The 20,802-nt window shown below is 33.6% G+C and carries 22 protein-coding genes; 8 read left to right on the top strand and 14 right to left on the bottom strand.

What is annotated here, in order from left to right; translation table 11 throughout:
* Positions 1-49 precede the first annotated feature (49 nt).
* From DPN68_RS08425 to DPN68_RS08445, 5 genes are all read right to left on the bottom strand, one after another.
* On the bottom strand, positions 50-658 hold the full coding sequence (locus DPN68_RS08425; RefSeq protein ID WP_113989213.1) for a putative polyvalent protein kinase domain-containing protein: 609 nt from the start codon (positions 656-658) through the stop codon (positions 50-52).
* A 45-nt stretch (positions 659-703) separates the two neighbouring features.
* Entirely contained in the window at positions 704-2,047 is a 1,344-nt protein-coding gene (gene purB / locus DPN68_RS08430; protein WP_113989214.1) for an adenylosuccinate lyase, read from the bottom strand.
* Between the two features lie 379 nt (positions 2,048-2,426).
* A complete protein-coding gene (locus DPN68_RS08435) occupies positions 2,427-3,116 on the bottom strand; it encodes an SIR2 family NAD-dependent protein deacylase (RefSeq protein ID WP_113989215.1) in 690 nt (229 codons plus the stop codon).
* 62 nt (positions 3,117-3,178) lie between these two features.
* Complete coding sequence (locus DPN68_RS08440; protein ID WP_113989216.1) at positions 3,179-3,964, bottom strand: anti-sigma factor; 786 nt, start codon at positions 3,962-3,964, stop codon at positions 3,179-3,181.
* On the bottom strand, positions 3,957-4,487 hold the full coding sequence (locus DPN68_RS08445; RefSeq protein ID WP_113989217.1) for an RNA polymerase sigma factor: 531 nt from the start codon (positions 4,485-4,487) through the stop codon (positions 3,957-3,959). The genes DPN68_RS08440 and DPN68_RS08445 overlap by 8 nt, the downstream gene beginning before the upstream one ends.
* 56 nt (positions 4,488-4,543) lie before the next feature.
* On the opposite strand from DPN68_RS08445, the gene DPN68_RS08450 reads away from it, so the two are divergent.
* Positions 4,544-5,203 (top strand): TrmH family RNA methyltransferase, encoded by a 660-nt coding sequence (locus DPN68_RS08450; RefSeq protein WP_113989218.1) that lies wholly within the window; start codon positions 4,544-4,546, stop codon positions 5,201-5,203.
* Between the two features lie 403 nt (positions 5,204-5,606).
* Here DPN68_RS08450 and DPN68_RS08455 read toward each other — a convergent pair whose 3' ends face one another.
* Together DPN68_RS08455 and DPN68_RS08460 are read right to left on the bottom strand one after the other, a co-directional pair.
* Complete coding sequence (locus tag DPN68_RS08455) at positions 5,607-6,380, bottom strand: carboxypeptidase-like regulatory domain-containing protein (RefSeq protein ID WP_113989219.1); 774 nt, start codon at positions 6,378-6,380, stop codon at positions 5,607-5,609.
* Positions 6,381-6,465: 85 nt separating this feature from the next.
* Positions 6,466-8,352, bottom strand: a complete 1,887-nt coding sequence (locus DPN68_RS08460; protein WP_113989220.1) for a DEAD/DEAH box helicase — start codon at positions 8,350-8,352, stop codon at positions 6,466-6,468.
* Between the two features lie 175 nt (positions 8,353-8,527).
* On the opposite strand from DPN68_RS08460, the gene DPN68_RS08465 reads away from it, so the two are divergent.
* A complete protein-coding gene (locus DPN68_RS08465; RefSeq protein WP_113989221.1) occupies positions 8,528-9,139 on the top strand; it encodes a trimeric intracellular cation channel family protein in 612 nt (203 codons plus the stop codon).
* Here DPN68_RS08465 and DPN68_RS08470 read toward each other — a convergent pair.
* The gene (locus DPN68_RS08470) at positions 9,111-9,692 is read right to left on the bottom strand and encodes a non-canonical purine NTP diphosphatase (RefSeq protein WP_113989222.1); all 582 of its coding nucleotides are present in this window, start codon (positions 9,690-9,692) and stop codon (positions 9,111-9,113) included. The genes DPN68_RS08465 and DPN68_RS08470 overlap by 29 nt on opposite strands.
* Positions 9,693-9,933: 241 nt before the next feature.
* On the opposite strand from DPN68_RS08470, the gene DPN68_RS08475 reads away from it, so the two are divergent.
* Complete coding sequence (locus tag DPN68_RS08475; protein WP_113989223.1) at positions 9,934-11,193, top strand: aminotransferase class I/II-fold pyridoxal phosphate-dependent enzyme; 1,260 nt, start codon at positions 9,934-9,936, stop codon at positions 11,191-11,193.
* 188 nt (positions 11,194-11,381) lie between these two features.
* Here the strand turns inward: DPN68_RS08475 and DPN68_RS08480 are convergent, their stop codons facing one another.
* Both DPN68_RS08480 and DPN68_RS08485 read right to left on the bottom strand, forming a co-directional pair.
* Entirely contained in the window at positions 11,382-12,503 is a 1,122-nt protein-coding gene (locus DPN68_RS08480) for a GTP cyclohydrolase (RefSeq protein WP_113989224.1), read from the bottom strand.
* The gene (locus tag DPN68_RS08485; RefSeq protein WP_239987057.1) at positions 12,503-13,507 is read right to left on the bottom strand and encodes a transporter; all 1,005 of its coding nucleotides are present in this window, start codon (positions 13,505-13,507) and stop codon (positions 12,503-12,505) included. The genes DPN68_RS08480 and DPN68_RS08485 overlap by 1 nt, the downstream gene beginning before the upstream one ends.
* 74 nt (positions 13,508-13,581) lie before the next feature.
* Here DPN68_RS08485 and DPN68_RS08490 point away from each other — a divergent pair, with 74 nt between their 5' ends.
* The 3 genes from DPN68_RS08490 (at position 13,582) to DPN68_RS08500 (ending at position 17,664) form a co-directional block, all read left to right on the top strand.
* The gene (locus DPN68_RS08490; protein WP_239987060.1) at positions 13,582-13,839 is read left to right on the top strand and encodes a DUF4834 family protein; all 258 of its coding nucleotides are present in this window, start codon (positions 13,582-13,584) and stop codon (positions 13,837-13,839) included.
* Between the two features lie 89 nt (positions 13,840-13,928).
* A complete protein-coding gene (locus DPN68_RS08495) occupies positions 13,929-16,340 on the top strand; it encodes a YfhO family protein (RefSeq protein ID WP_113989227.1) in 2,412 nt (803 codons plus the stop codon).
* A gap of 37 nt (positions 16,341-16,377) precedes the next feature.
* Positions 16,378-17,664, top strand: a complete 1,287-nt coding sequence (locus DPN68_RS08500; RefSeq protein WP_113989228.1) for a glycosyltransferase family 4 protein — start codon at positions 16,378-16,380, stop codon at positions 17,662-17,664.
* A gap of 67 nt (positions 17,665-17,731) precedes the next feature.
* Here the strand turns inward: DPN68_RS08500 and DPN68_RS08505 are convergent, their stop codons facing one another.
* The 3 genes from DPN68_RS08505 to DPN68_RS08515 all read right to left on the bottom strand — a co-directional run bounded on the left by DPN68_RS08505 (position 17,732) and on the right by DPN68_RS08515 (position 19,237).
* Complete coding sequence (locus DPN68_RS08505; RefSeq protein ID WP_113989229.1) at positions 17,732-18,424, bottom strand: hypothetical protein; 693 nt, start codon at positions 18,422-18,424, stop codon at positions 17,732-17,734.
* Between the two features lie 178 nt (positions 18,425-18,602).
* Positions 18,603-18,932 carry a CCC motif membrane protein gene (locus tag DPN68_RS08510; RefSeq protein ID WP_113989230.1) on the bottom strand — a complete coding sequence of 110 codons (330 nt, stop codon included), beginning with the start codon at positions 18,930-18,932 and terminating at the stop codon, positions 18,603-18,605.
* A 17-nt stretch (positions 18,933-18,949) separates the two neighbouring features.
* Complete coding sequence (locus tag DPN68_RS08515; protein ID WP_113989231.1) at positions 18,950-19,237, bottom strand: DUF2752 domain-containing protein; 288 nt, start codon at positions 19,235-19,237, stop codon at positions 18,950-18,952.
* Between the two features lie 178 nt (positions 19,238-19,415).
* Here DPN68_RS08515 and DPN68_RS13165 point away from each other — a divergent pair, with 178 nt between their 5' ends.
* Positions 19,416-19,592 (top strand): hypothetical protein, encoded by a 177-nt coding sequence (locus DPN68_RS13165; protein ID WP_157958501.1) that lies wholly within the window; start codon positions 19,416-19,418, stop codon positions 19,590-19,592.
* Entirely contained in the window at positions 19,585-20,148 is a 564-nt protein-coding gene (locus DPN68_RS08520) for a Smr/MutS family protein (protein WP_113989232.1), read from the top strand. The genes DPN68_RS13165 and DPN68_RS08520 overlap by 8 nt, the downstream gene beginning before the upstream one ends.
* Positions 20,149-20,206: 58 nt before the next feature.
* Here DPN68_RS08520 and DPN68_RS08525 read toward each other — a convergent pair whose 3' ends face one another.
* Positions 20,207-20,710, bottom strand: coding sequence for a hypothetical protein (locus DPN68_RS08525; RefSeq protein ID WP_113989233.1), 504 nt, complete (start codon positions 20,708-20,710; stop codon positions 20,207-20,209).
* Positions 20,711-20,802: the final 92 nt, after the last annotated feature.

Here is a 20,802-nt window from a genome sequence, read left to right on the forward strand (position 1 = left end):
TTTTGTTTTGGTTAAAATTAGTGAAAAACAACTTTCACTCAAAACATTTTTAGATAATATAAAATACGGTATCAATGAAAAACAAAATTCCGTTCTGTGTTAATACATTTTCATCGTGTAAATCTTCTAAAATTACACCTATTTTTTTGTTGATATAATCATTGTTTCTGGTGTTTTCAAAACCATTACTTTCCATGAATTGTTTTACTAATTCCAAATTTGTTTTTTCTGTTGCCTTAACAAAAGGTTGTTCCACAACAGCATACAAAACATTTTCGTTTCTATAAAAACCGAGTAGTTCGTATGCTGTATCAGAAAAGAAATAATTATTTAACAATAAATTGTTTAGATAGTCTTTCCATGAAGTATAATAAATGGAGTCATTAAGCTTTATTACACTTTTTTCATCTTGTAAATAGACTTTTTGCTCAGCTCCTTGAGAAATGTAATTAGTAAGATTGATATTTTCAATCCAAAATTTTTCCTCTGAAATATAATTGACTAAATGCGCTGTCTCTTTTTCTTTGAAGTGCTTATCTTCTTTAACCAAATCACTTGTTGCTTCGCTTCTTCTAAGGAAACTGAGGATTGTTTGGATAAAATCTCCATGCTTAACTTGGCTCTTTCCTGAAAGGATATGTTGTATTTCATCGTTCACAAGTTTAGTAGAATTAAGCCTCAAAGATAAAGAAATTTTCTCAAATTAAATCCCCAAATAGTTACTCGGTGTAATCACCATTAATTCGGCTCTCACTTCTTCAGAAACTTTTAATGTTCCAATGAAAGTATGAATAGCTTCTTTATTGATTACCGTATTTGTTCTAGTTAAGTCTTTCAAAGCTTCATACGGATTTGGATAGGCTTCTCTACGTAAAATCGTTTGAATGGCTTCTGCTACAACCGCCCAGTTTTTCTCTAAATCTTCTGCAAATTTTTCTTCGTTTAATAATAATTTGTTCAACCCTTTCAAAGTAGCTTCAAATGCAATTAATGTATGACCCATTGGAACACCAATATTTCTCAAAACTGTACTATCAGTCAAGTCGCGTTGCAATCTTGAAAGCGGTAATTTAGCAGAAAGATGTTCGAAAATAGCATTGGCAATTCCTAAATTTCCTTCTGAGTTTTCAAAATCAATTGGGTTTACTTTGTGTGGCATAGCCGAAGAACCAATTTCACCTGCTTTGATTTTTTGCTTGAAATAATCCATAGAAACATACGTCCAAATGTCTCTATCTAAGTCGATTAAAATCGTATTAATTCGTTTCAAAGCATCAAAAAAAGCAGCAAAATGGTCGTAATGCTCAATTTGCGTTGTTGGGAAGGAATGATGTAAACCCAAACTATCTTCTACGAATTTTGTTCCAAATGCTTTCCAATCGGTGTTTGGATAGGCTACTTTGTGTGCGTTGTAATTTCCTGTCGCGCCACCAAATTTAGCTGCAAACGGCACATTGAACAACAATCGCATTTGCTCTTCTAAACGCTCTACAAATACTAAAATTTCTTTTCCTAATCGAGTAGGAGAAGCGGGTTGACCGTGCGTTCTGGCTAACATGGGAACATTTGCCCATTCTACGCTTAATTCTTTCAGTTTTTGAATTACCGAAATTAATCCTGGTAAATACGCATTCTCAAAAGCTTCTTTGGTAGACAGCGGAATTGCAGTATTGTTAATATCTTGAGAAGTTAATCCAAAGTGAATGAATTCTTTGTATTGTTGTAATCCTAAAGCGTCAAATTTGGTTTTGATGAAATATTCCACGGCTTTAACATCGTGATTGGTCGTTTTTTCGGTTTCTTTAATCCAAAGTGCATCTGCTGTTGTGAATTCGGTATAGATTTTTCTTAATTCAGGATACAGATTTTTTTCTATAGCTGCCAATTGTGGTAAATTTGCTTCGCAAAGTGCGATGAAATATTCCACTTCAACTAAAACTCGGTATTTGATTAAAGCTTCTTCAGAAAAATAAGCCGATAAGGAAACAGTTTTACTTCTATAACGTCCGTCAATTGGAGATATAGCATTTAATTCAGTTAATTGCATTTTGTTGTGTGTTGTTTAAAGAAGTGCAAATATAAGAAGAAGTTAGAAGTTAGAAGTTAGAATTTGGAAGTTTTTGAGGTTGAAATTTGTTTCAAGTTTCAGGTTTCAGGTTGGTAGCACAGAGTTTCACAAAGTTTTGCGCAGAGTTTCGCAAAGTTTTTTTGTTTCAAGTTTCAGGTTTCAAGTTTTCTTATTGAAATTAATTTAAATTTTAAAAGTCTAAAAATATTGATTGACACTATTGTCACCCTGAGCGAAGTCGAAGGCTAATGAAATGCTTGTTTCACTATGTTTTCAAATTTTTTGTTTCAAGTTTCAAGTTTCAGGTTTGAAGTTTGGTATTGATTTTTGTCCTTGAATTTGATTTCTGTTTCAATTTTTACTTTAAATTTAAAAGTTTCTCTTTTACAATTTTCATTCCTTCAACGGCTGATAATGGCAAAACTTTCAACTCATTAGGTAAATCGTAAATCATAGCTGGTTTTGGGTCGATGTAATAAACGGGAACATTTTGGTTTACATAATTCAGCAATCCAGCTGCTGGATAGACTTGTAAAGAAGTGCCAATAATTAGCAATAAATCAGCAGTTTCTATAACATCAATAGCATATTCAATCATGGGAACATCTTCACCAAACCAGACTATATGCGGACGCAATTGGACACCATTTTTATCCAAATCGCCCAAATGTAAGTCAGTAGTCCAATAATGAATTTCTTCTGAATCTGTAATACTTCTCACTTTTAGCAATTCGCCGTGTAAGTGCATCACGTTTTTACTTCCGGCTCGTTCGTGTAAGTCGTCTACGTTTTGCGTGATGATTTGTATATCAAAATCCGATTGCAATTCGGCTAAAATTTGGTGTGCTTCATTGGGTTTAACTTTCAATAATTGAGCTCTCCTTTTATTATAAAAGTCCAATACTAATTTTGGATTGTTTTCCCATCCAATAGGTGAAGCCACTTCCATAATGTCATGACCTTCCCACAATCCGTCAGCATCTCTGAACGTTTTGATACCACTTTCTGCGCTAATTCCAGCTCCGGTTAAAACTACAATTCGTTTCATTTTGGTAGGTATTAAAAACAAAATGCGCCATGAAGACGCATTTTATGTTGAATTTTATAGGATTAAACTTTTCCTAAAGTGTACAGTTGCTCTAACGTTGGTGACGGACTTCCGCCAGCTGGTTCCAATGTAATTCCAAAAGCTTGAGCTTCATTGGCGTTATCCACTTTAATGACTTTGGTAGTACTTTCAGTATAAGTATCCAATAAACCAATGCTTGTTGGTGTTAATACAGGTTCTAATTGTAACGCCCAGACTTGGTATACCATTCCTTCTGGTGGCGCTGGTAAACCTGATACATCAATGTAAACTTCTTTGGTTAATTGATTGTAATATGCTGTTGCCAATGCATTTGGCGCTACTTCTTGACCAGCAAGTGCAACTTCAATCGTGTTAACATCACGAATTACAGCCAAAACTTTTTCGGTTTCTTGTTTTTCCAAAGTTAAAGCAGCTAATTCTTGTTGCATTCCAATTTTCTCAGCAGTTAAATTATCTAAAGCTTGATTGGATTGATTTAACTTGAACAACTGAATGCCAAAACCTAAAATCAAAACAGCTGCGGCAACCCAACCCATGTATTGTGAAATGTTTTTCTTGGGTTGTAATGGAATAACTTTATGTTTGTCTTGTAGTTTAGCTCTGATTTTTTCAAAGTTAGCTACCGAAAGATAAGGCGCCACATTCTCAGATAGACTGACAACCGCTTTTTCAATAGCAATTATTTCTTCCTGAACTTCAGGATGTTTAGCTGCCATTTCAAGAACTTCTTTGTTTTCACCTTCACTAAGTTTTCCGTAAACAAAAAGTTCTAAAATTCCTGATTCTATGTATTCTCTACTATTCATTAATCATCATTCTTAAATCGTTCATACAATTTCTGTTTTGTGTTTTCACAGTTCCTAATGGAATTTGCAATTCTTCAGAGGCTTCTTGTTGGGTAAACCCTTGAAAAAATAATAATTCTATAATTTGAATGCACTTTGGCTTTAATTTCTTAACAAATTCTTTAATTCCAATGGCATCAATTTTATTGATTGTTCTAGAACTGTCTTCCATCATATATACGAAATTATCTGCTTGCAGGTTTTTCTGACTGTTGTTATAGCCTTTAGATCGAAGCTTGTCAATAGTTGAATTTCTTGCAATGTTTAGCATCCAAGTGTATAACCTGCCTTTAGATTCATTGTAGGTTTCGATGTTGTTCCAAATTTTTACAAAAACCTCTTGCAAAACATCTTCTGCTTCTTCACGGTTTTTGATTAAGTTAAAGATGACGCCATAGAGGCTTTTGGAATAATTGTCGTATAATAAGGTAAACGACTTATCATCTTTTTTTAAAAGTTCTTTGATTAGTTTTTCTTGTTCCATAGTTTTTTTGATAGCATTTGCTAAATTAATAAAAAAAGTAGTATTATTTTTGTCATATGAAGAATAATACAGAAAAATTATTAGCCTATTTAGAAGGTTTTATTACCGAAAACAGAAAAGAAGGATTTCTACGTGTGTTGAAAGACAGAACCAAACACTTTACTGTGGCGATGGAAGATGTATACCAATTACACAATACAAGTGCAGTAATGCGAAGTTGTGAAGTCTTTGGTGTACAGGAATTACATGTGGTAGAACAAAAATTTGGCAAAAGAATTGATTCTGAAATTGCCATGGGTGCTCAAAAATGGGTAGATATTACACGTTATGCCAACAACCAAAGTTGTATTGACGAATTAAAAGCAAGAGGATATCAAATCATAGCTACAACACCTCATAATGATTCTTGTTTATTGGAAGATTTTGATATTAGCAAACCTTCAGCGTTATTTTTTGGCACAGAAAAATTAGGTTTATCAGATGAAGTAATGCAACAAGCCGACGGATTTTTAAAGATTCCAATGGTGGGTTTCACCGAAAGTTTGAATATTTCAGTTTCAGCAGCTATAATTATCCAAAGTTTAACGAATCGATTGCGTCATTCAGAAGTAAATTGGCAATTAACCGATGAAGAAATACTAGAAAAAAGACTCGATTGGACAAGAAAATCGATTAAAGATATTGATTTTATTGAGAGAAAGTTTTTTGAAGGATGAAATAAGAAAGAAGTTAGAAGATAGATTTTCGCATATTTAGATTTTGCCACGAAGACACAAAGTCACAAAGATTTTTTAGATTTATTTTATTTCTTTAATCTGTGTTCCAAATTTTGTTTCAAGTTTAAGGTTTCAAGTTTTGGAATTTGGGATTTAAACTATTGGATTTTCATATAATTGGAATTTGATTTTCTGATATTCAGATGTTCGGATTGAAGCCGATTTCACTGCGACTGAAAACTGTGACTGAATACTTTTTTTTTGCCACGAAGAAACAAAGTCACAAAGATTTTTTAGATTTATTTATTTCTTTAATCTGTGTTTCAAGTTTTGTTTCAATTTTCAAGTTTGAAATTTATTTTTGAACTTGCTCTTGATTTTTGAACTTGATTTTTGCCCTTGTTTATTTGTTTTTCTTCAAAATCTTGTATTCTTCATAACAAGAGCTAATAGCATCTAAAATTTGAAGGTCGTTGGCGGTTTTGATGAAATATTCGGAGTAGTTACAGTTTTGTAAAATTAATGGAATATCATCTCTATCAATTTCTAGTAAAGCAGCTAAGGTTTGACGATCGAATTTAGTAGCTAATAAATCGCGAATGGTGTCGTCTTTTTTCATTTCACGCAATTTCTTCATTTGCTGTGGGCGTTTTCCAAAAGCACTATACAGAAAATCAGCGGGATTAAAAATAGCTCCTAAAACTCTTGAAATTGCCTTAGGTGATTTGTCTCCAGCTTCATAGCCAGCGGTTAATCCAGAAATACTATAACGGTATTGGTTTTCGTCTACTTTGATTAGTCGTGTGTCTACTTCAACGTAACCCGTAAGGTTGTATTGTGCTACAACAACTTCTTCCAAAGCCAAAGCTTTTTCAGTTAAAACTACTTTTGAGGTTTTGTTTTTAATCCAGTCATTCGTCACACGCACTTTTATGGTTTCAAAACCTAAGTAGGAGAAAAGTAACGTATCATTGGAAGCAGCATAGATTTCAAAATAACCATTGTTATCCGAAACAGTCCCCTTAACACGTGTAGCGTTAATTACGTGCACGTTGTTCATAGGAAATCTAGTTTCACTATTGATGACGGTTCCGCTAATTTGGGAAACAATAGTGTCATTTTGTGAAAATGCAGTTGTGGTGAACAAGGCAAAAAGAAAAACTACAAAATATCTCATGTTTAAATAATTGATTCAAAAATACGAATCAAATGAAGATATTTTGTAGTTTATTTTAATTTTATAAGAAAATTAACGAAAAAATTTAGCTTCTTCTTGGTTTTCTTGGTCTTGGAGTATCTCCAGAGCTTTCAGAACGTCTTGGTCTATCAGAGAAACTTCCTTCTCTTCTTGGAGCAGAACTGCTTCTTTCACCTCTAAAACCACCTTCTCTTTTTGGAGCCGAACTGTTTCTGTCGCTTCTGAAACCGCCTTCTCTTCTTGGAGCAGAACCACTTCTTTCGCCTCTAAAGCCGCCAGAACTTCTTCCACCACCAAAACCTCCAGAACTTCTTCCGTTATGGTCACGTCTTCCGCCACCATCGTTTTTAGAAATTTCAACGTTGATTCTTCTTCCGTTCATGTCATAACCGTTTAAAACGCTCATTACTTTTTCGGTATGCTCGCCATCGGTATTAAAGAAAGAGAAACCTTCTTTTACATCTACTTTGAATACATCATCACGACCTAATTCTAAAGTATCTTTTAAGAAGTCTTTTAATTGCATCCAATCAAAATCATCTCTTGTTCCAATGTTGATAAAGTATCTTACTGGATCTCCAGCTCTAATTTCTCTTGGTTCAGAACTTCTTTCGCTTCTTTCTCCTTTTTCACCAGATAAGTCGCGTTTCTTTTTGTAGTAGTTAATAAATCTATTAAACTCTACAGAAACCATTTTCTTGATTAATTCTTCTTTAGATAAACCATCTAAAACTTCGTTAATTGCAGGTAAGTAGTTGTCAATTTCGTGATCAACTTCTGTGTCTTTAATCTTTGTAGCTAAATGTAACAACTGAATTTCGCAGATTTCAATTCCTGATGGAATCGTTTTTTCTTGGAATTTTTGTTGGATGATTCTTTCAATAGCAGAAATTTTACGTAATTCACTTTTTGTGATAATTACGATAGAAGTTCCTAATTTTCCAGCTCTACCAGTTCTTCCTGAACGGTGATTGTACGTTTCAATTTCGTCAGGTAATTGGTAATTTACTACGTGAGTAATGTTGTCAACATCAATTCCACGAGCAGCAACGTCTGTTGCAACAAGCATTTGAATTTGACGACCTCTAAACGATTTCATTACGCCATCACGTTGTGCTTGCGATAAATCTCCGTGTAAAGCAGCAGCATTATAACCATCTTCGATAAGTTTTTCAGCAACCGCTTGTGTGTCTCTTTTAGTTCTACAAAATACAACCGAGAAAATATCTGGGTTTGCATCTGCTAGACGTTTTAAAGCTTCGTAACGGTCACGTGCATTTACACAGTAAAATTCGTGTGATACGGTAGCTGAACCTGAATTTTTGCTTCCAACAGTAATTTCTACTGGAGAAGACATAAATTGTTTTGCAATACGCGCAACTTCAGCTGGCATAGTTGCAGAGAATAACCAAGTGTTTTTCTCGTCTGGTGTGTCCGATAAAATGGAACAAATATCTTCGTAGAATCCCATGTTCAACATCTCATCTGCCTCATCTAAGATACAAAAATCGATGTTTTTAATGTTTACAAGACCTCTGTTAATCATGTCTTGCATTCTACCTGGTGTAGCCACAATAATTTGTGCACCACGTTTAACTTCTCTAGCTTGTTCTGTAATGCTTGCACCACCATAAACAGCCACTGTATGTAACCCCTTTATGTACTTTGAGTATAATTTAATCTCGTTGGTGATTTGTAAGCATAACTCACGTGTTGGTGATAAAATTAATGCTTGCGTATTTCTATTTTCAGCATCAATTTTTTGGATTAGTGGAAAACCAAAAGCGGCGGTTTTTCCTGTTCCTGTTTGCGCTAGGGCAACTAAATCTGTGTTTTGTTCCAATAGTACTGGAATCGCTTTTTCTTGCACTTCTGACGGATTCTCAAATCCTAGATCTTTAATCGCCAGCAGTAGCGACTCATTCAATCCTAATTGTTCAAATTTATTCATATATTATTTTAAATTGGGTGCAAAGGTACGCTATAAAAATTAGATAAACTAATTTGTTAGTTATTGATTTTCAATTTGTTGTAAAAACATAGACGGTTGTTCTATTTTCAAAAACGAAAATTTTACTTCATTAAGCTGTTAATTTTGCTATATTTGTGAATCAAATTAGTAAGAAATGTTTGAAATTTTAGATACAATAGGAACTTTGGTATTTGCTATTTCTGGCGCGTTAACAGCCATGTATAAAAAACTTGATTTGTTTGGAGTTTATTGTATTGCTTTTGTTACAGCTTTAGGCGGAGGAACTATTCGAGATGTAATGATTGGTAGAACTCCAGTAGGTTGGATGTTAGATATAGATTATGTCTTTATTATAACCCTTGGTTTTCTGTTGTCTTTAATTTTTAATCGGTATTTGGAACGTTTGCGTATTTCGTTGCTTTTATTTGATACAATAGGACTTGGTGTTTTTACTTTAATTGGTTTGGAAAAAGGTTTGGAATTTGGATTAAGTCCAGTTATTTGTGTGATTTTAGGAACTTTGACTGCTACTTTTGGTGGTGTAGTTCGTGATATTTTGTGTAATGAAATTCCAGTTCTGTTCCGAAAAGAGATTTATGCTACATTGTGTATAGCAGGAGGAATTCTGTTTTTTCTTTTGCAAGAATTTGCTATTCCAAAGGAAATTATTTCGGCTAGTGTAGCGGTTTTTATTATTACTTTGCGTTTAGTTGCTTACAAGTACAATTGGAGTTTGCCTATTGGGACAGTTTTTGTAAAAAAGTAAGCAGTTGTTTCACAGCAATTCCTCTGTGGCTAATGGTAGATTTTTCTTCCATAGTTAGTTCAGCAAACGTTTTGTTAAAACCGTCAGCAACAAAGATAGGATCGTAGCCAAAACCATTAGTTCCAATTTTTTCTTCGATGATTTTTCCGTTTATAATTCCTGTAAATAGGTTTTGTTTTCCATTCAAATTTAAAGCAATCACCGTTTTAAAATTGGCTTTTCGGTTGGTTTTATCTTTTAATTCTGATAAAAGCTTATCCATATTATCGTTTGCATCTTTTTGTTCGCCAGCATATCTTGCAGAATAAACTCCGGGCGCTCCATTTAAAGTCTCAACTTCTAAACCAGTATCGTCAGCAAAACAATTGTATCCATACTTTTCAGTAACGTAATTGGCTTTTAAAATAGCATTTCCCTCAATGGTATCAGCCGTTTCTGGAATATCTTCTGTGCATCCAATTTCTTCTAAACTTAGAATCTGAATGGAATTTGGAACCAACTGTTGAATTTCTTGAATTTTATTTTTGTTGTTAGAAGCGAATACGAGTTTCATGATGTCTTAAATTTGATATACAATAAAACGAAACAGTTATAAAGTACAAAAGCCGACCTGGAGCGATCGACTTTTATGATGAATGTGTAACCACATTGCTGTGTCATTCAGGTGCAAATGTAAGCACATTTTTTAAAAAATAAAGTTTTTTTTATAGATATTTCAAAAAGTTTAAAATATTCGTCCAATAAAACTTTTTTCTTGTTATTTTTGTCCTGTTTTTAACACCTATTATATTATCATGGTAAAAGATTTATTCGAGAGAATTCAGAACAATAAAGGTCCGTTAGGAAAATGGGCTTCACAAGCAGAAGGGTATTTTGTATTTCCTAAATTAGAAGGAGAGTTAGGTCCAAGAATGATGTTCCATGGAAAAGAGATTTTAAATTGGAGTATCAATGATTATTTAGGTTTAGCTAATCATCCTGAAGTTAGAAAAGCGGATGCTGATGCAGCTTTACAATATGGAGCAGCATATCCAATGGGTGCTCGTATGATGAGTGGTCATACCAATTATCACGAACAATTAGAAAATGAGTTAGCTGCTTTTGTAAATAAAGAAGCTGCTTATCTATTAAATTTTGGTTACCAAGGAATCATGTCTTGTATTGATGCTTTGGTTACAAAAAATGATATCATTGTTTATGATGTTGATGCACACGCTTGTATTATTGATGGCGTTCGTTTACACATGGGTAAGCGTTTTACTTACAAACACAATGATTTGGAAAGTATGGAGAAAAACCTGCAACGTGCTACAAAAATGGCACAAGAAACAGGTGGCGGAATTTTATTCATTACCGAAGGTGTATTTGGAATGCGTGGTCAACAAGGAAAATTGAAAGAAATTGTTGCAATGAAAGAAAAGTACAATTTCCGTTTGTTAGTTGATGATGCACATGGTTTTGGTACTTTAGGAAAAACAGGTGCCGGAGCAGGTGAGGAGCAAGGTTGTCAAGACGGAATCGATGTTTATTTTTCAACTTTCGCAAAATCTATGGCAAGTATTGGTGCTTTCTTAGCTGCAGATAAAGATGTTATCGATTATTTAAAATACAACTTACGTTCGCAAATGTTTGCAAAAGCATTACCAATGATTCAGACGGTAGGAGCATTAAAGCGTTTGCAATTGCTTCGCGATAACCCAGGTTTGAAAGATAAATTATGGGAAAACGTGAATGCGTTACAAAATGGATTGAAAGAAAAAGGATTCAATATTGGCGACACCAACACTTGTGTAACTCCTGTGTATTTAGAAGGTTCTATTCCAGAAGCGATGATTATGGTGAATGATTTACGTGAAAATTACGGAATTTTCCTTTCAATTGTAGTATATCCAGTGATTCCAAAAGGAATTATCTTATTGCGCATGATTCCTACAGCTTCTCATACTATGGAAGATATCAACGAAACGTTAGCTGCATTTGAAGCAATTCGTGAGAAATTAGAAAATGGTACGTACAAACAAATTGCTGAAGCTAATGTGGTAAACATGGAGTAGTAAGTAATTACATTATAAAAAATAGGCTATCATTTTTTGATAGCCTATTTTTTTATGTTTTAAATCCAACTTTTTCTCCTTTTCGTATATGCAATTATGAGAAAAATTATTGAAAATTATAAACTAGAGATTCTATTGGTAACACTTTATTGTGTTATTTGTTTTGTGTTTTATCACTTGTTATTGAACTAAATGGGTTTGCTAAAAGTACATCGTCTTTTATTGATTCTAGAATTGAAGTTTTTCCATAGATTATGCATAGCATGATTTTCTTCTAATTCTGGAGTTCGAATGCAAGTAGTGATGTTTTTAGCTTTGAATACATGGTAAAATTCATCAAAAATAACAGCTGTTATACCTTTGTTTTGGTATTCAGGTAAAATTCCAATAAGATAAAAAACGACTTCCTTGGATTGTTTTTTGGCTTGTAATAAATGCCACCATCCAAAAGGAAACAATTTTCCCTTGGCTTTTTGTAAAGCATCTGCGAAATTTGGCATTACAATCGTAAAAGCAATCATACGATCATTTTCATCCAAAATAAATTTGATATATTCTGGGTTAATAAAACCAATATGCTTCTTTTTGATATAATCAATTTGTTCTTGTGATACAGCTACAAAAGATTGTAATTTGGCATAAGCCTCATTGAATAAATCAAACATCTGATCTACATAAGGCATTATTTCAGACGTTTTACTGAAGTTTATGGCTTTCAGTTTGTATCGGTCACGAATCATTTTACTAGCACGAAAATAGGGTTCAGGATTTACATCAAAAAAAGAAAAAACACTTTCTTGATACTCTTTTTCAACGGTTAAACCCAATTGTTTGAAGTGTTCTTGGTAATAGGGTTTACTATACCAAGTAATCATATTACCCATTTCATCAAAACCTTCAGTTAGTGCACCCACTTTATCTAAATTAGAAAATCCAATTGGACCTTCCATTTGCGTTAAACCGTGTTGTTTTCCTAAGGTTTCCACTTTTTCCAATAAAGCTTTGGTTACTTCAATATCATCGATTACATCAAACCAGCCAAATCGTACTTTCTGTTTGCCTAATAAATTAACTTCATCCCAATTGATAATAGCAGCTAATTTTCCAACAATTTTATTGTCTTTGTAAGCCAAATACAAGTGACATTCCGCTTTTTGTAAGGCTGGATTTTTAGTTTTATCAAAAGTTTCCATTTCCTCACTAATCAAAGGTGGAATCCAATTGGGATTTCCCTTGAATAGCTCAAAAGAAAATAAAACGAAATCTCTAATTTCTTTAGGAGAAACAGCTTCTTTAATGGTAATATTCATTAGTCTTGGAATTCGTCTTTACGTTTTTTAGCTTCTTTTTCGCCTTTCTTCTTCATTTTTTTGTCCATCTTGCTGCCATTGTCTTTTTCCATTTTCACTTCTTCATATTGGTCAGCAAAACGCCAAGAAAAACCTACACCAAAGTTGAAAATTTCAGGAGTAGCTTTCATGTTTTTACCCAATGAAGCATCAATTTGCATGTTTTTATCAAACAAGAAAGCCGCACCAACACGGAAAATCCCATCGGAATAATAATCGCCACTATAACCTTGATTTTCAATAAAACCCGACCATTGTGCATTGAAACCTCTAGTAAGAGTTAAAACGTAATTCAAACTTGCAAAATCAGTTCCAATTTTATCATAAGTAATATTAGTTACCAAAACCCAACGTCCTCCAAAATGATTTTGAGCAATTGCAGTAACTTTCGGACTCACAGTTGGTTCTTCAATATTGGCTGGTGCGTAATTAAATGGATTGTTTCCAACACCAAAGTTCGCTCCAGCATAACCCGCAACCGCTGGTAAAAACTGTCTCCATTTGAATTTTTTATTGGCTTTCCAGCTGTAAACATTTACTTTTTCTTCGTAATTTTTGAATGGATCATATATTAAATATTTAGCTCCCAATGTCAATTGTCTGAAACCACTTCTGTTTTCGTCTAAAAAAGGTGAAGAAAATTTGTCATTTTGATATTGAATTTCGGCTATAACTTCCAATTCTTCTTTCCAAACGCCGTAACGCAATACTAATTCTCCCATGAAACCAGCAGCATCATAATTCAGCTTATTGTGACTTTCGGAAACTCTAGTTAATCCTGTTTCTGCTTGAATGATCTTTTTACCAACAGCAAACGCCATCATCGATTTTCCTGGACGATTGGAATTAATTTCATCAGTAAATTGGGCAAATTGGACTTGGTAAATCAATAAAAAGAAAACCAAAAGGGATTTTGAATAGCTCATTTCAAATAAATTTATTTCCAAAAATAGTATTTTTATCATAATTTTAAGAAACAAATATCGAGAAATAATTACTTATAGTAGTATATTTGACTTTTAAAAGGATTACAATGGAAATGGCTTCTTTTACGGGGTTTATAAAAACCTTATTTTACCTTATTTTATTTTATTACGCATTCAAATTTTTAATGCGCTTACTTGCTCCGTTTTTAATGCGAAAAGCAATGGATAAAATGCAAGAAAAAATGGCGCAACAAATGCATCAGCAACAGCAGCGATACCAACAAAATTCGTATCAGGAACCTGTGAAACCATCTATGCCAAAAGAAAAGAAAAAAGTAGGCGAATACATCGATTACGAAGAAGTACAATAAGATTTTTACTACCGAATAACTTTAAGGATATTATTGCAATATCCTTTTTTTATTTACCTTAGCGCTTTATATCTTGATATTTCGTACCAATGAAGAAAATACAACCATTTTTGCCTCACGTTTTAGCTGTTTTTGGCTTTGTTTTAGTAGCATTGATTTATTTTTATCCTGTTTTAGAAGGAAAAAAAATCTTCCAATCCGATATTGCACAATACACCGGAATGGCGAAAGAACAAAACGATTTCCGAAAGGAATTCAGCGAAGAACCGTATTGGACAAACAGTGCTTTTGGTGGAATGCCAACGTACCAATTGGGCGCTAATTATCCGCACAATTATGTAAAAAAAGTAGATAGCGTTTTGCGTTTTCTTCCAAGACCAGCCGATTATTTGTTCCTTTATTTCTTAGGGTTTTATGTGTTGTTAATGGTATTGAAAATTGATCCATTAAAAGCTTTTTTCGGAGCTTTAGCTTTCGGTTTTTCCACATATTTGATTATTATTTTAGGTGTTGGTCACAATGCCAAAGCACACGCAATTGCTTATATGCCAATGGTTTTGGCTGGCGTTTTATTGGTATTCCAAAGGAAATTTCTTTTAGGTGGTATTTTGACGATGATAGCCGCTGCATTGGAAATTCAAGCGAATCACTTCCAAATGACGTATTATTTATTGCTATTGTTATTGGTAGTAACTATTTTTTATGTGGTTCAATTTGCCAAAGAAAAAGCCTTTAAAGATTTAGCCAAAGCGTTAGGAGTATTCACAATCGCTGGAATTTTAGCTATTGGTGCCAATGCAACAAATTTGATGGCAACAGCAGAATATGCCAAATTTTCAACAAGAGATAAAAGCGAATTAACCTTTAATCCTGATGGTTCGCCAAAAACGGATAGCAATGCCATGTCGTACGATTACATCACCGAATACAGCTACGGAATTGCAGAAAGTTTGAATTTAATTGCACCGCGATTATTTGGTGGTTCAAATAACGAAGATTTAGGCGCAGATTCTGAAATGTTTCAATTCATTGTACAACAAGGTGTTCCGTCTTATGAAGCGACCAATTTGGTAAAACAAATGCCAACGTATTGGGGCGACCAACCAATTGTAGCGGCTCCAGCCTATATTGGAATTGTGGTTTTCTTCTTTTTTGTACTAGCTTTTTTTACTGAAAAACGAAAAATAAAATACATTTTAGCTACTGGAGCTTTGGTGGCTTTGGTGCTTTCTTGGGGAAAAAACTTTCCATTGGTGACCAATTTCTTTATCGATTATGTTCCCATGTACAACAAATTTAGAGCGGTTTCTTCTATTCAAGTGTTGTTAGAACTTTGTGTTCCTGCATTGGCGACTTTAGGTTTGTACCAATTTTTCAAAATCGAAGATAAAAAGCAACAATTTGATTATTTATGGAAATCAGGAGCCATTGCTTTTGGAATTCTAGTGTTTTTATTCTTGCTAAAAGGAACGTTCAATTTCTCAGGAGCTAGTGATAGTTATTACGCACAAGCTTACGGACCAGAATTCATGAACGCTTTGAAAGAAGATAGAATGTCGTTATATAGTTCCGATGTCTTACGCGGAATGGGATTTGTAGCAGTAGTATTTGGATTATTATTTTTATACAATAAGAATACATTAAAACCACTAACAACGCTAGTTTTAGTCGGATTTTTAATGGTGGGCGATTTATTTTTTATTGCCAAAAACTATGTAAACAAAGAAAGTTTTGTACCTGCAAGAGAAATGGATCAACCATTCCAGCCAACGCAAGCCAATGCTCAAATTCTTCAAGACACAACCGTTTTTAGAGTTTTTGAAGTCAATGGTGCCATGAATAGTGCTAGAGCATCGTATTTCCATCAGTCGATTGGTGGTTATCATGCGGCAAAACCTAGAAGAATGCAGCAATTGTTTGATTATCATATTGCTAAAAATAACGTTCGTGTATTGAACATGTTAAATGCCAAATACATCATTCAAACTAATGAAGAAGGCCAACAAATGCCATTATTAAACCAAAACGCCAATGGAAACGCCTGGTTTGTAGAAAAAGTGAAATTTGTAAGTACAGCCGATGAAGAAATAAAAGCTTTGGATAGTTTGGATACGAAGAATGAAGTAGTCATTAATTCATTAGTAAATGATATCAAACTAAATACTTTTGTAAAAGATTCTTTAGCTTCTATCCAATTAACCCAATACCAACCAAATCATTTAAAATACGTATCAAATAATAGTAATGAAGGTTTTGCTGTTTTCTCAGAAATGTATTATTCCAAAGGTTGGAAAGCAACAATTGACGGTCAAGAAGCGTCAATTTTCAATGTAAATTACGTTTTAAGAGGTTTGCAAATTCCAGCAGGAGAACACATCATCGAATTCAAATTTGAACCAGAAGTTGTAAAAGCAGGAAGTACTATTGCGTTAATTAGCACCATTTTGATGGTTTTACTAGTTGGAGCTGGATTGTATTTTGATAATAAGAGAACGATTTAAGATTAGATATTTTTGATTTTTGAACTTGTAATTAAACTTGAACCCAACCAAAAAAATACTCATTATCTCCTATTATTGGCCGCCAGCGGGTGGACCAGGAGTTCAGCGTTGGTTGAAGTTTGTCAAATATTTGCCTGATTTTGGTATAGAACCGCATGTTTATGTACCAAAAAATCCAACATATCCATTGCTTGATGAGAAACTAGTTGCTGATGTTTCCGATAAAGCCATTATTGTCAAAAAGCCCATTTTTGAACCTTATGGATTGGCAGGAATATTTTCGAAAAAGAAGACCAAAAAAATCAGTTCGGGGATTATTCCGAACAAAAAGAAGCAATCTTGGGTTGAAAAAATGCTGATTTGGGTTCGTGGGAACTTGTTTATTCCTGATGCGCGCTTGTTTTGGATTCGTCCTTCGGTGCAATTTTTGAGTAAATACATTCAAGAACATCAAATTGAAACGGTAATCACTACTGGACCACCGCATAGTCTGCATTTAATTGGAATGGAATTGAAAAATCGCCATAAAATCAATTGGATTACTGATTTCAGAGATCCATGGACCACTATTGGTTATCACGATAAATTGGAATTATCAGATTGGGCTGCGAAAAAACACAAACAGTTAGAAAAGCAAGTTTTAAACAGTTGTGACCAAATCATTGTGACTTCACCAACGACAAAAACAGAATTTGAAGCACTGACTTCTAAACCAATTTCGGTGATTACTAATGGTTATGATGTGGAACAAATCTCCAAAAAACCATTGGATGAGAAATTTACATTGGCACACATTGGTTCGTTTTTATCGGAAAGAAATCCGAGAATTTTATGGAAAGCTTTAGCGGAATTGGTTAAAGAGAACAAAGCTTTTTCAGAAAAATTGGAATTAAAATTAATTGGTGCCGTTAGCGATTCGGTTTTGGAATCGATTCATGAATTTAATTTAGAACGTTTTGTAAATCATTTGGGTTACGTTTCGCATGAAGTGGCGCTTCAAGAGCAGCGTTGTTCTCAAGTTTTACTATTAATTGAAATTGATTCGGAGCAAACGAATTGTATTATTCCTGGGAAATTGTTTGAATATTTAGTTTCGGAACGACCTATTTTAGCCATTGGACCAGAAAAAGCCGATTTTGCTTCCATAATCAAAGAAACCAATACGGGAACATTTTTTACGTACGAAGACAAAGACGCATTGAAAACTCAAATATTACAGTATTTTGAAGCTTTTCAATCGCAATCGCTTCAAGTACATGCTATTGGTTTGCAAAAGTACAGTAGGAGAGTGCTCACTCAAGAATTGGTAGCTATTTTAAATTAAAAATCCTGCTTTACCACTGGGATAAAACAGGACTTTAACAAAACTAACCAACCAACTATTTACTATGTTATCTTCTATTTCTTAGAGAAGTAGCTTCTCTTTCTATTTCTTTTACGTCTTCCTCAGCCATTTTTGCTTTGGTACCATCGGTGCGGTAGTAGTAGAAATCACCTTCAAAATCATCGTTGTCGAATCCGTTTGTGTTGTAATAGGTGTTGCCACCAAAACCACCAGGATTGTACACATAACCGTGATTAAAACCATTTACTGTTCCGTAAACTGAGATAATTTGACCTCTTCTGTTGTACACAATTCTCAAATTTCCTACTTGAGTTAATGCAAAACTGTTGTATCTCATATAAACGCTTCCAGCTCTTCTAATCCTTCCAAAAGCATCGTAGTTGATAAAAACGTTGCCAATTCTTCTCACTCTTCCAAAATGATCGTGCTCAATTCGAACGCCTGCATTACTTGTTCCATGATAATTGTGAACATTTGGTGCGCCAAAAGTTGTATTGAAACTATTTCCTCTTGGTCTATTTGGAGTTGCTGTTCTTACGGTATTGAAATCAAATTCTCCATTTGGGAAAACATAAAATTCAATGCCTCTTTCAACGAATACAATCGGCTCAGCGTGACGATAATCTACTGGACGAAATCTTCTTCCAACATCATCAAAAACCCTTTTCTCTGATGCTTCTGCCATTCCCATTCCAAAGAAGATTGTGAAGGCAACCAATACTTGAGTAATTTTTTTCATAACACATCAATTTAAGGTTAAACAATCCAACATCTATTTTTATTCTGTTGGTTGATTAGCTATATCCAAGTTGCGTGCCAAAAAATGAATTTCTCATGAAACAAAGTTGTTAACGATTTGTTATTAAACAAAAAAGCCCAGTAAATACTGGGCTTTTTATGAGTATGTTTCGTTGAAATTATTGACCTCTTTGAGCTTCTTCCATCATTTGCATAAATTGTTCTTGCATTTCACCAATTCCAACAGTAGATAACAAATATATTAATCTAATTACAAATACAGCACTAATTGCTAAACTCACAATATTGACAATTTTCCAAGTATTTAAAGAGCCTTTATTGTATAATTCAGGGTTTTGGATATACATTTTTTCTGATTTGTTAGCTAAATACAAACCTATCCCAGATAAGATTACTCCCAAGATTCCGCTTGAGCAACAACATCCAATGAATGATAATAAACCTAAAATCATTACTGCTTGTTCGTTAGGTAATTTTTGTTTTTCCATGTTTTTTTAGTTTTTAATTAGTTAGTTTGATTGAAAATTTTAAATAAATAGGAGCCAATAATCACCACACCATTGATAATGGCTAATGCGATAATGGCTTTATTATAGTTTCTTGATTTATTAGTAAAATGTAGGATTAACACAAGAAAAAAAGGAATCAATGTATAAATTGCGGGATAGATTATAAAGGCTTCGTAAAATTCTCCCTGAGATAAATGCGCTAATGAACGCTGTGTACCACAACCCGGGCATTCCACTCCAAAGAGTTGTTTGTTCATACAAGGCAACATTTTTTCTTCTTCCATGGATAAAAAAATTGATAGACAAGTTTACGAAAAAAAATAAAGGCATCAAATTTTTGTACTAGTATTTTGAAATTTTTGATTCCAAGTTTTAAGGTTGTCAAGATGTATTTCATATTTATTTACAAAACAAAATCCATCAAAATTGTTTTAGTTATCTTTGAAAAAAATCAATTGAAGCATGTTAAAGTTTGTATCCATTTTATTGTTTTTTGGAGCTGGAATTTACGCCCTTTATGAGCAGTCAAAACCAGAACCTAACAAATTTATTATGATAGGAGCAATGGCTATTTTTATGATAGGCCTGTTCCGAATTATGAAAAAAATACCCAACAAAAACGAAGAAGATAATGAATGAAAAGTTTGAAGTAGGCGATAAGGTCGCCGTTTTAGATGAAGCAATTGAAGGTGAAGTGGTAGCGGTTAAAAATAACGAAATTTCCATAAAAACTACTGACGATTTTGTGATGACATTTTTTGTCAACGAATTGGTTAAGTTACAGAAAATAAGTGATTTAAATAATTTGTTTTCATCTAAAAGTATAAGTGATGTTTTAAAGGATAAAAAAGAGCCTGTAAAGCGTAGTTTTACCAAAGAAAAGAAATCCAAGAAGGAAGAATTTGTAATGGAAGTCGATTTGCATATTGAAAAATTGGTGCAAAATTTTCGTGGTATGTCCAACTTTGATATTCTCAATATTCAGATGGATACGGTGAAACACAAATTGGAATTTGCCATCAAAAATCGCCTTCCAAAAATGGTTTTAATTCATGGCGTTGGTGAAGGCGTTTTGAAGTCGGAAATCGAGTTTTTTTTATCGCGATATGACAACGTAGTTTTTCAAGAAGCAAACTTCCAGAAGTATGGTTTTGGTGCAACAGAAGTTTACATTAAGCAAAATCCAAATCGCTAAAAAATGAAAAAGGCGATAAAAAATTTTCTTATCGCCTTTTTAAAAAAGTATTTTTTGTTTACAAATTCGTTTGGTAATTTCCGAAAATGTAGCTCACAAAACTGAACGAATCGTTACTGCTCGAAAAGTTAATATTTACAAATCGGATGTTGTGTGTGTAACCAATTAATTCGTCGTTGGCATTTCTTCTTTCCGAAGTGATTACTTCAATAGTTCCTCCGGTTGCTAGCCATTCTTTAGAAACTGACGGACTCGAAGGTGGAATAGCACTACAAATCGTTGCATTGGTCAAATTCCCTGAATATTTTCTATATAAAACTTGGTTTGTAGTGTTCACTGGAATTTCTCGAGGCTGGTCTTCTGGTGTAACTTCATTAGTCGTAGCCGAATTTGGAAGTGTAACTAATAGTAATTCTGAACCTTTAATTTTAAAAAGCAATTCATTCGTAGTACAGTTTTGAATGTTTTGTGCTTCAAAATCAAATGATTGTAGTGTAATATCACCATCATCGCAAGCGGTAAAGCTCAACGCTAAAAGAAACAAGCCTATATATCGTTTCATAGAAAATAATTTTAGCAAATTTAAGCGTTTAATTTTATTTTCAACAAAATGTTTGTTAATTCGTATTTCCTAGTATATTTAAACTTTCAAAA

Origin of the sequence: Flavobacterium tibetense, assembly GCF_003293845.1 — a bacterium.
Classification (GTDB): Bacteria; Bacteroidota; Bacteroidia; order Flavobacteriales; family Flavobacteriaceae; genus Flavobacterium; species Flavobacterium tibetense.

Excerpts from the sequence above, each read along its gene's own strand:
- DPN68_RS13165 (WP_157958501.1), top strand. The coding sequence starts at position 19,416 with ATGTTAAAGTTTGTATCCATTTTATTGTTTTTTGGAGCTGGAATTTAC.
- DPN68_RS08455 (WP_113989219.1), bottom strand. The coding sequence starts at position 6,380 with ATGAGATATTTTGTAGTTTTTCTTTTTGCCTTGTTCACCACAACTGCA.
- DPN68_RS08470 (WP_113989222.1), bottom strand. The coding sequence starts at position 9,692 with ATGAAACTCGTATTCGCTTCTAACAACAAAAATAAAATTCAAGAAATT.
- DPN68_RS08495 (WP_113989227.1), top strand. The coding sequence starts at position 13,929 with ATGAAGAAAATACAACCATTTTTGCCTCACGTTTTAGCTGTTTTTGGC.
- DPN68_RS08435 (WP_113989215.1), bottom strand. The coding sequence starts at position 3,116 with ATGAAACGAATTGTAGTTTTAACCGGAGCTGGAATTAGCGCAGAAAGT.
- DPN68_RS08490 (WP_239987060.1), top strand. The coding sequence starts at position 13,582 with ATGGCTTCTTTTACGGGGTTTATAAAAACCTTATTTTACCTTATTTTA.
- DPN68_RS08505 (WP_113989229.1), bottom strand. The coding sequence starts at position 18,424 with ATGAAAAAAATTACTCAAGTATTGGTTGCCTTCACAATCTTCTTTGGA.
- DPN68_RS08510 (WP_113989230.1), bottom strand. The coding sequence starts at position 18,932 with ATGGAAAAACAAAAATTACCTAACGAACAAGCAGTAATGATTTTAGGT.
- DPN68_RS08465 (WP_113989221.1), top strand. The coding sequence starts at position 8,528 with ATGTTTGAAATTTTAGATACAATAGGAACTTTGGTATTTGCTATTTCT.
- DPN68_RS08450 (WP_113989218.1), top strand. The coding sequence starts at position 4,544 with ATGAAGAATAATACAGAAAAATTATTAGCCTATTTAGAAGGTTTTATT.
- DPN68_RS08480 (WP_113989224.1), bottom strand. The coding sequence starts at position 12,503 with ATGAATATTACCATTAAAGAAGCTGTTTCTCCTAAAGAAATTAGAGAT.
- purB (WP_113989214.1), bottom strand. The coding sequence starts at position 2,047 with ATGCAATTAACTGAATTAAATGCTATATCTCCAATTGACGGACGTTAT.
- DPN68_RS08515 (WP_113989231.1), bottom strand. The coding sequence starts at position 19,237 with ATGGAAGAAGAAAAAATGTTGCCTTGTATGAACAAACAACTCTTTGGA.
- DPN68_RS08525 (WP_113989233.1), bottom strand. The coding sequence starts at position 20,710 with ATGAAACGATATATAGGCTTGTTTCTTTTAGCGTTGAGCTTTACCGCT.
- DPN68_RS08485 (WP_239987057.1), bottom strand. The coding sequence starts at position 13,507 with ATGATAAAAATACTATTTTTGGAAATAAATTTATTTGAAATGAGCTAT.
- DPN68_RS08475 (WP_113989223.1), top strand. The coding sequence starts at position 9,934 with ATGGTAAAAGATTTATTCGAGAGAATTCAGAACAATAAAGGTCCGTTA.
- DPN68_RS08520 (WP_113989232.1), top strand. The coding sequence starts at position 19,585 with ATGAATGAAAAGTTTGAAGTAGGCGATAAGGTCGCCGTTTTAGATGAA.
- DPN68_RS08440 (WP_113989216.1), bottom strand. The coding sequence starts at position 3,964 with ATGAATAGTAGAGAATACATAGAATCAGGAATTTTAGAACTTTTTGTT.
- DPN68_RS08460 (WP_113989220.1), bottom strand. The coding sequence starts at position 8,352 with ATGAATAAATTTGAACAATTAGGATTGAATGAGTCGCTACTGCTGGCG.
- DPN68_RS08445 (WP_113989217.1), bottom strand. The coding sequence starts at position 4,487 with ATGGAACAAGAAAAACTAATCAAAGAACTTTTAAAAAAAGATGATAAG.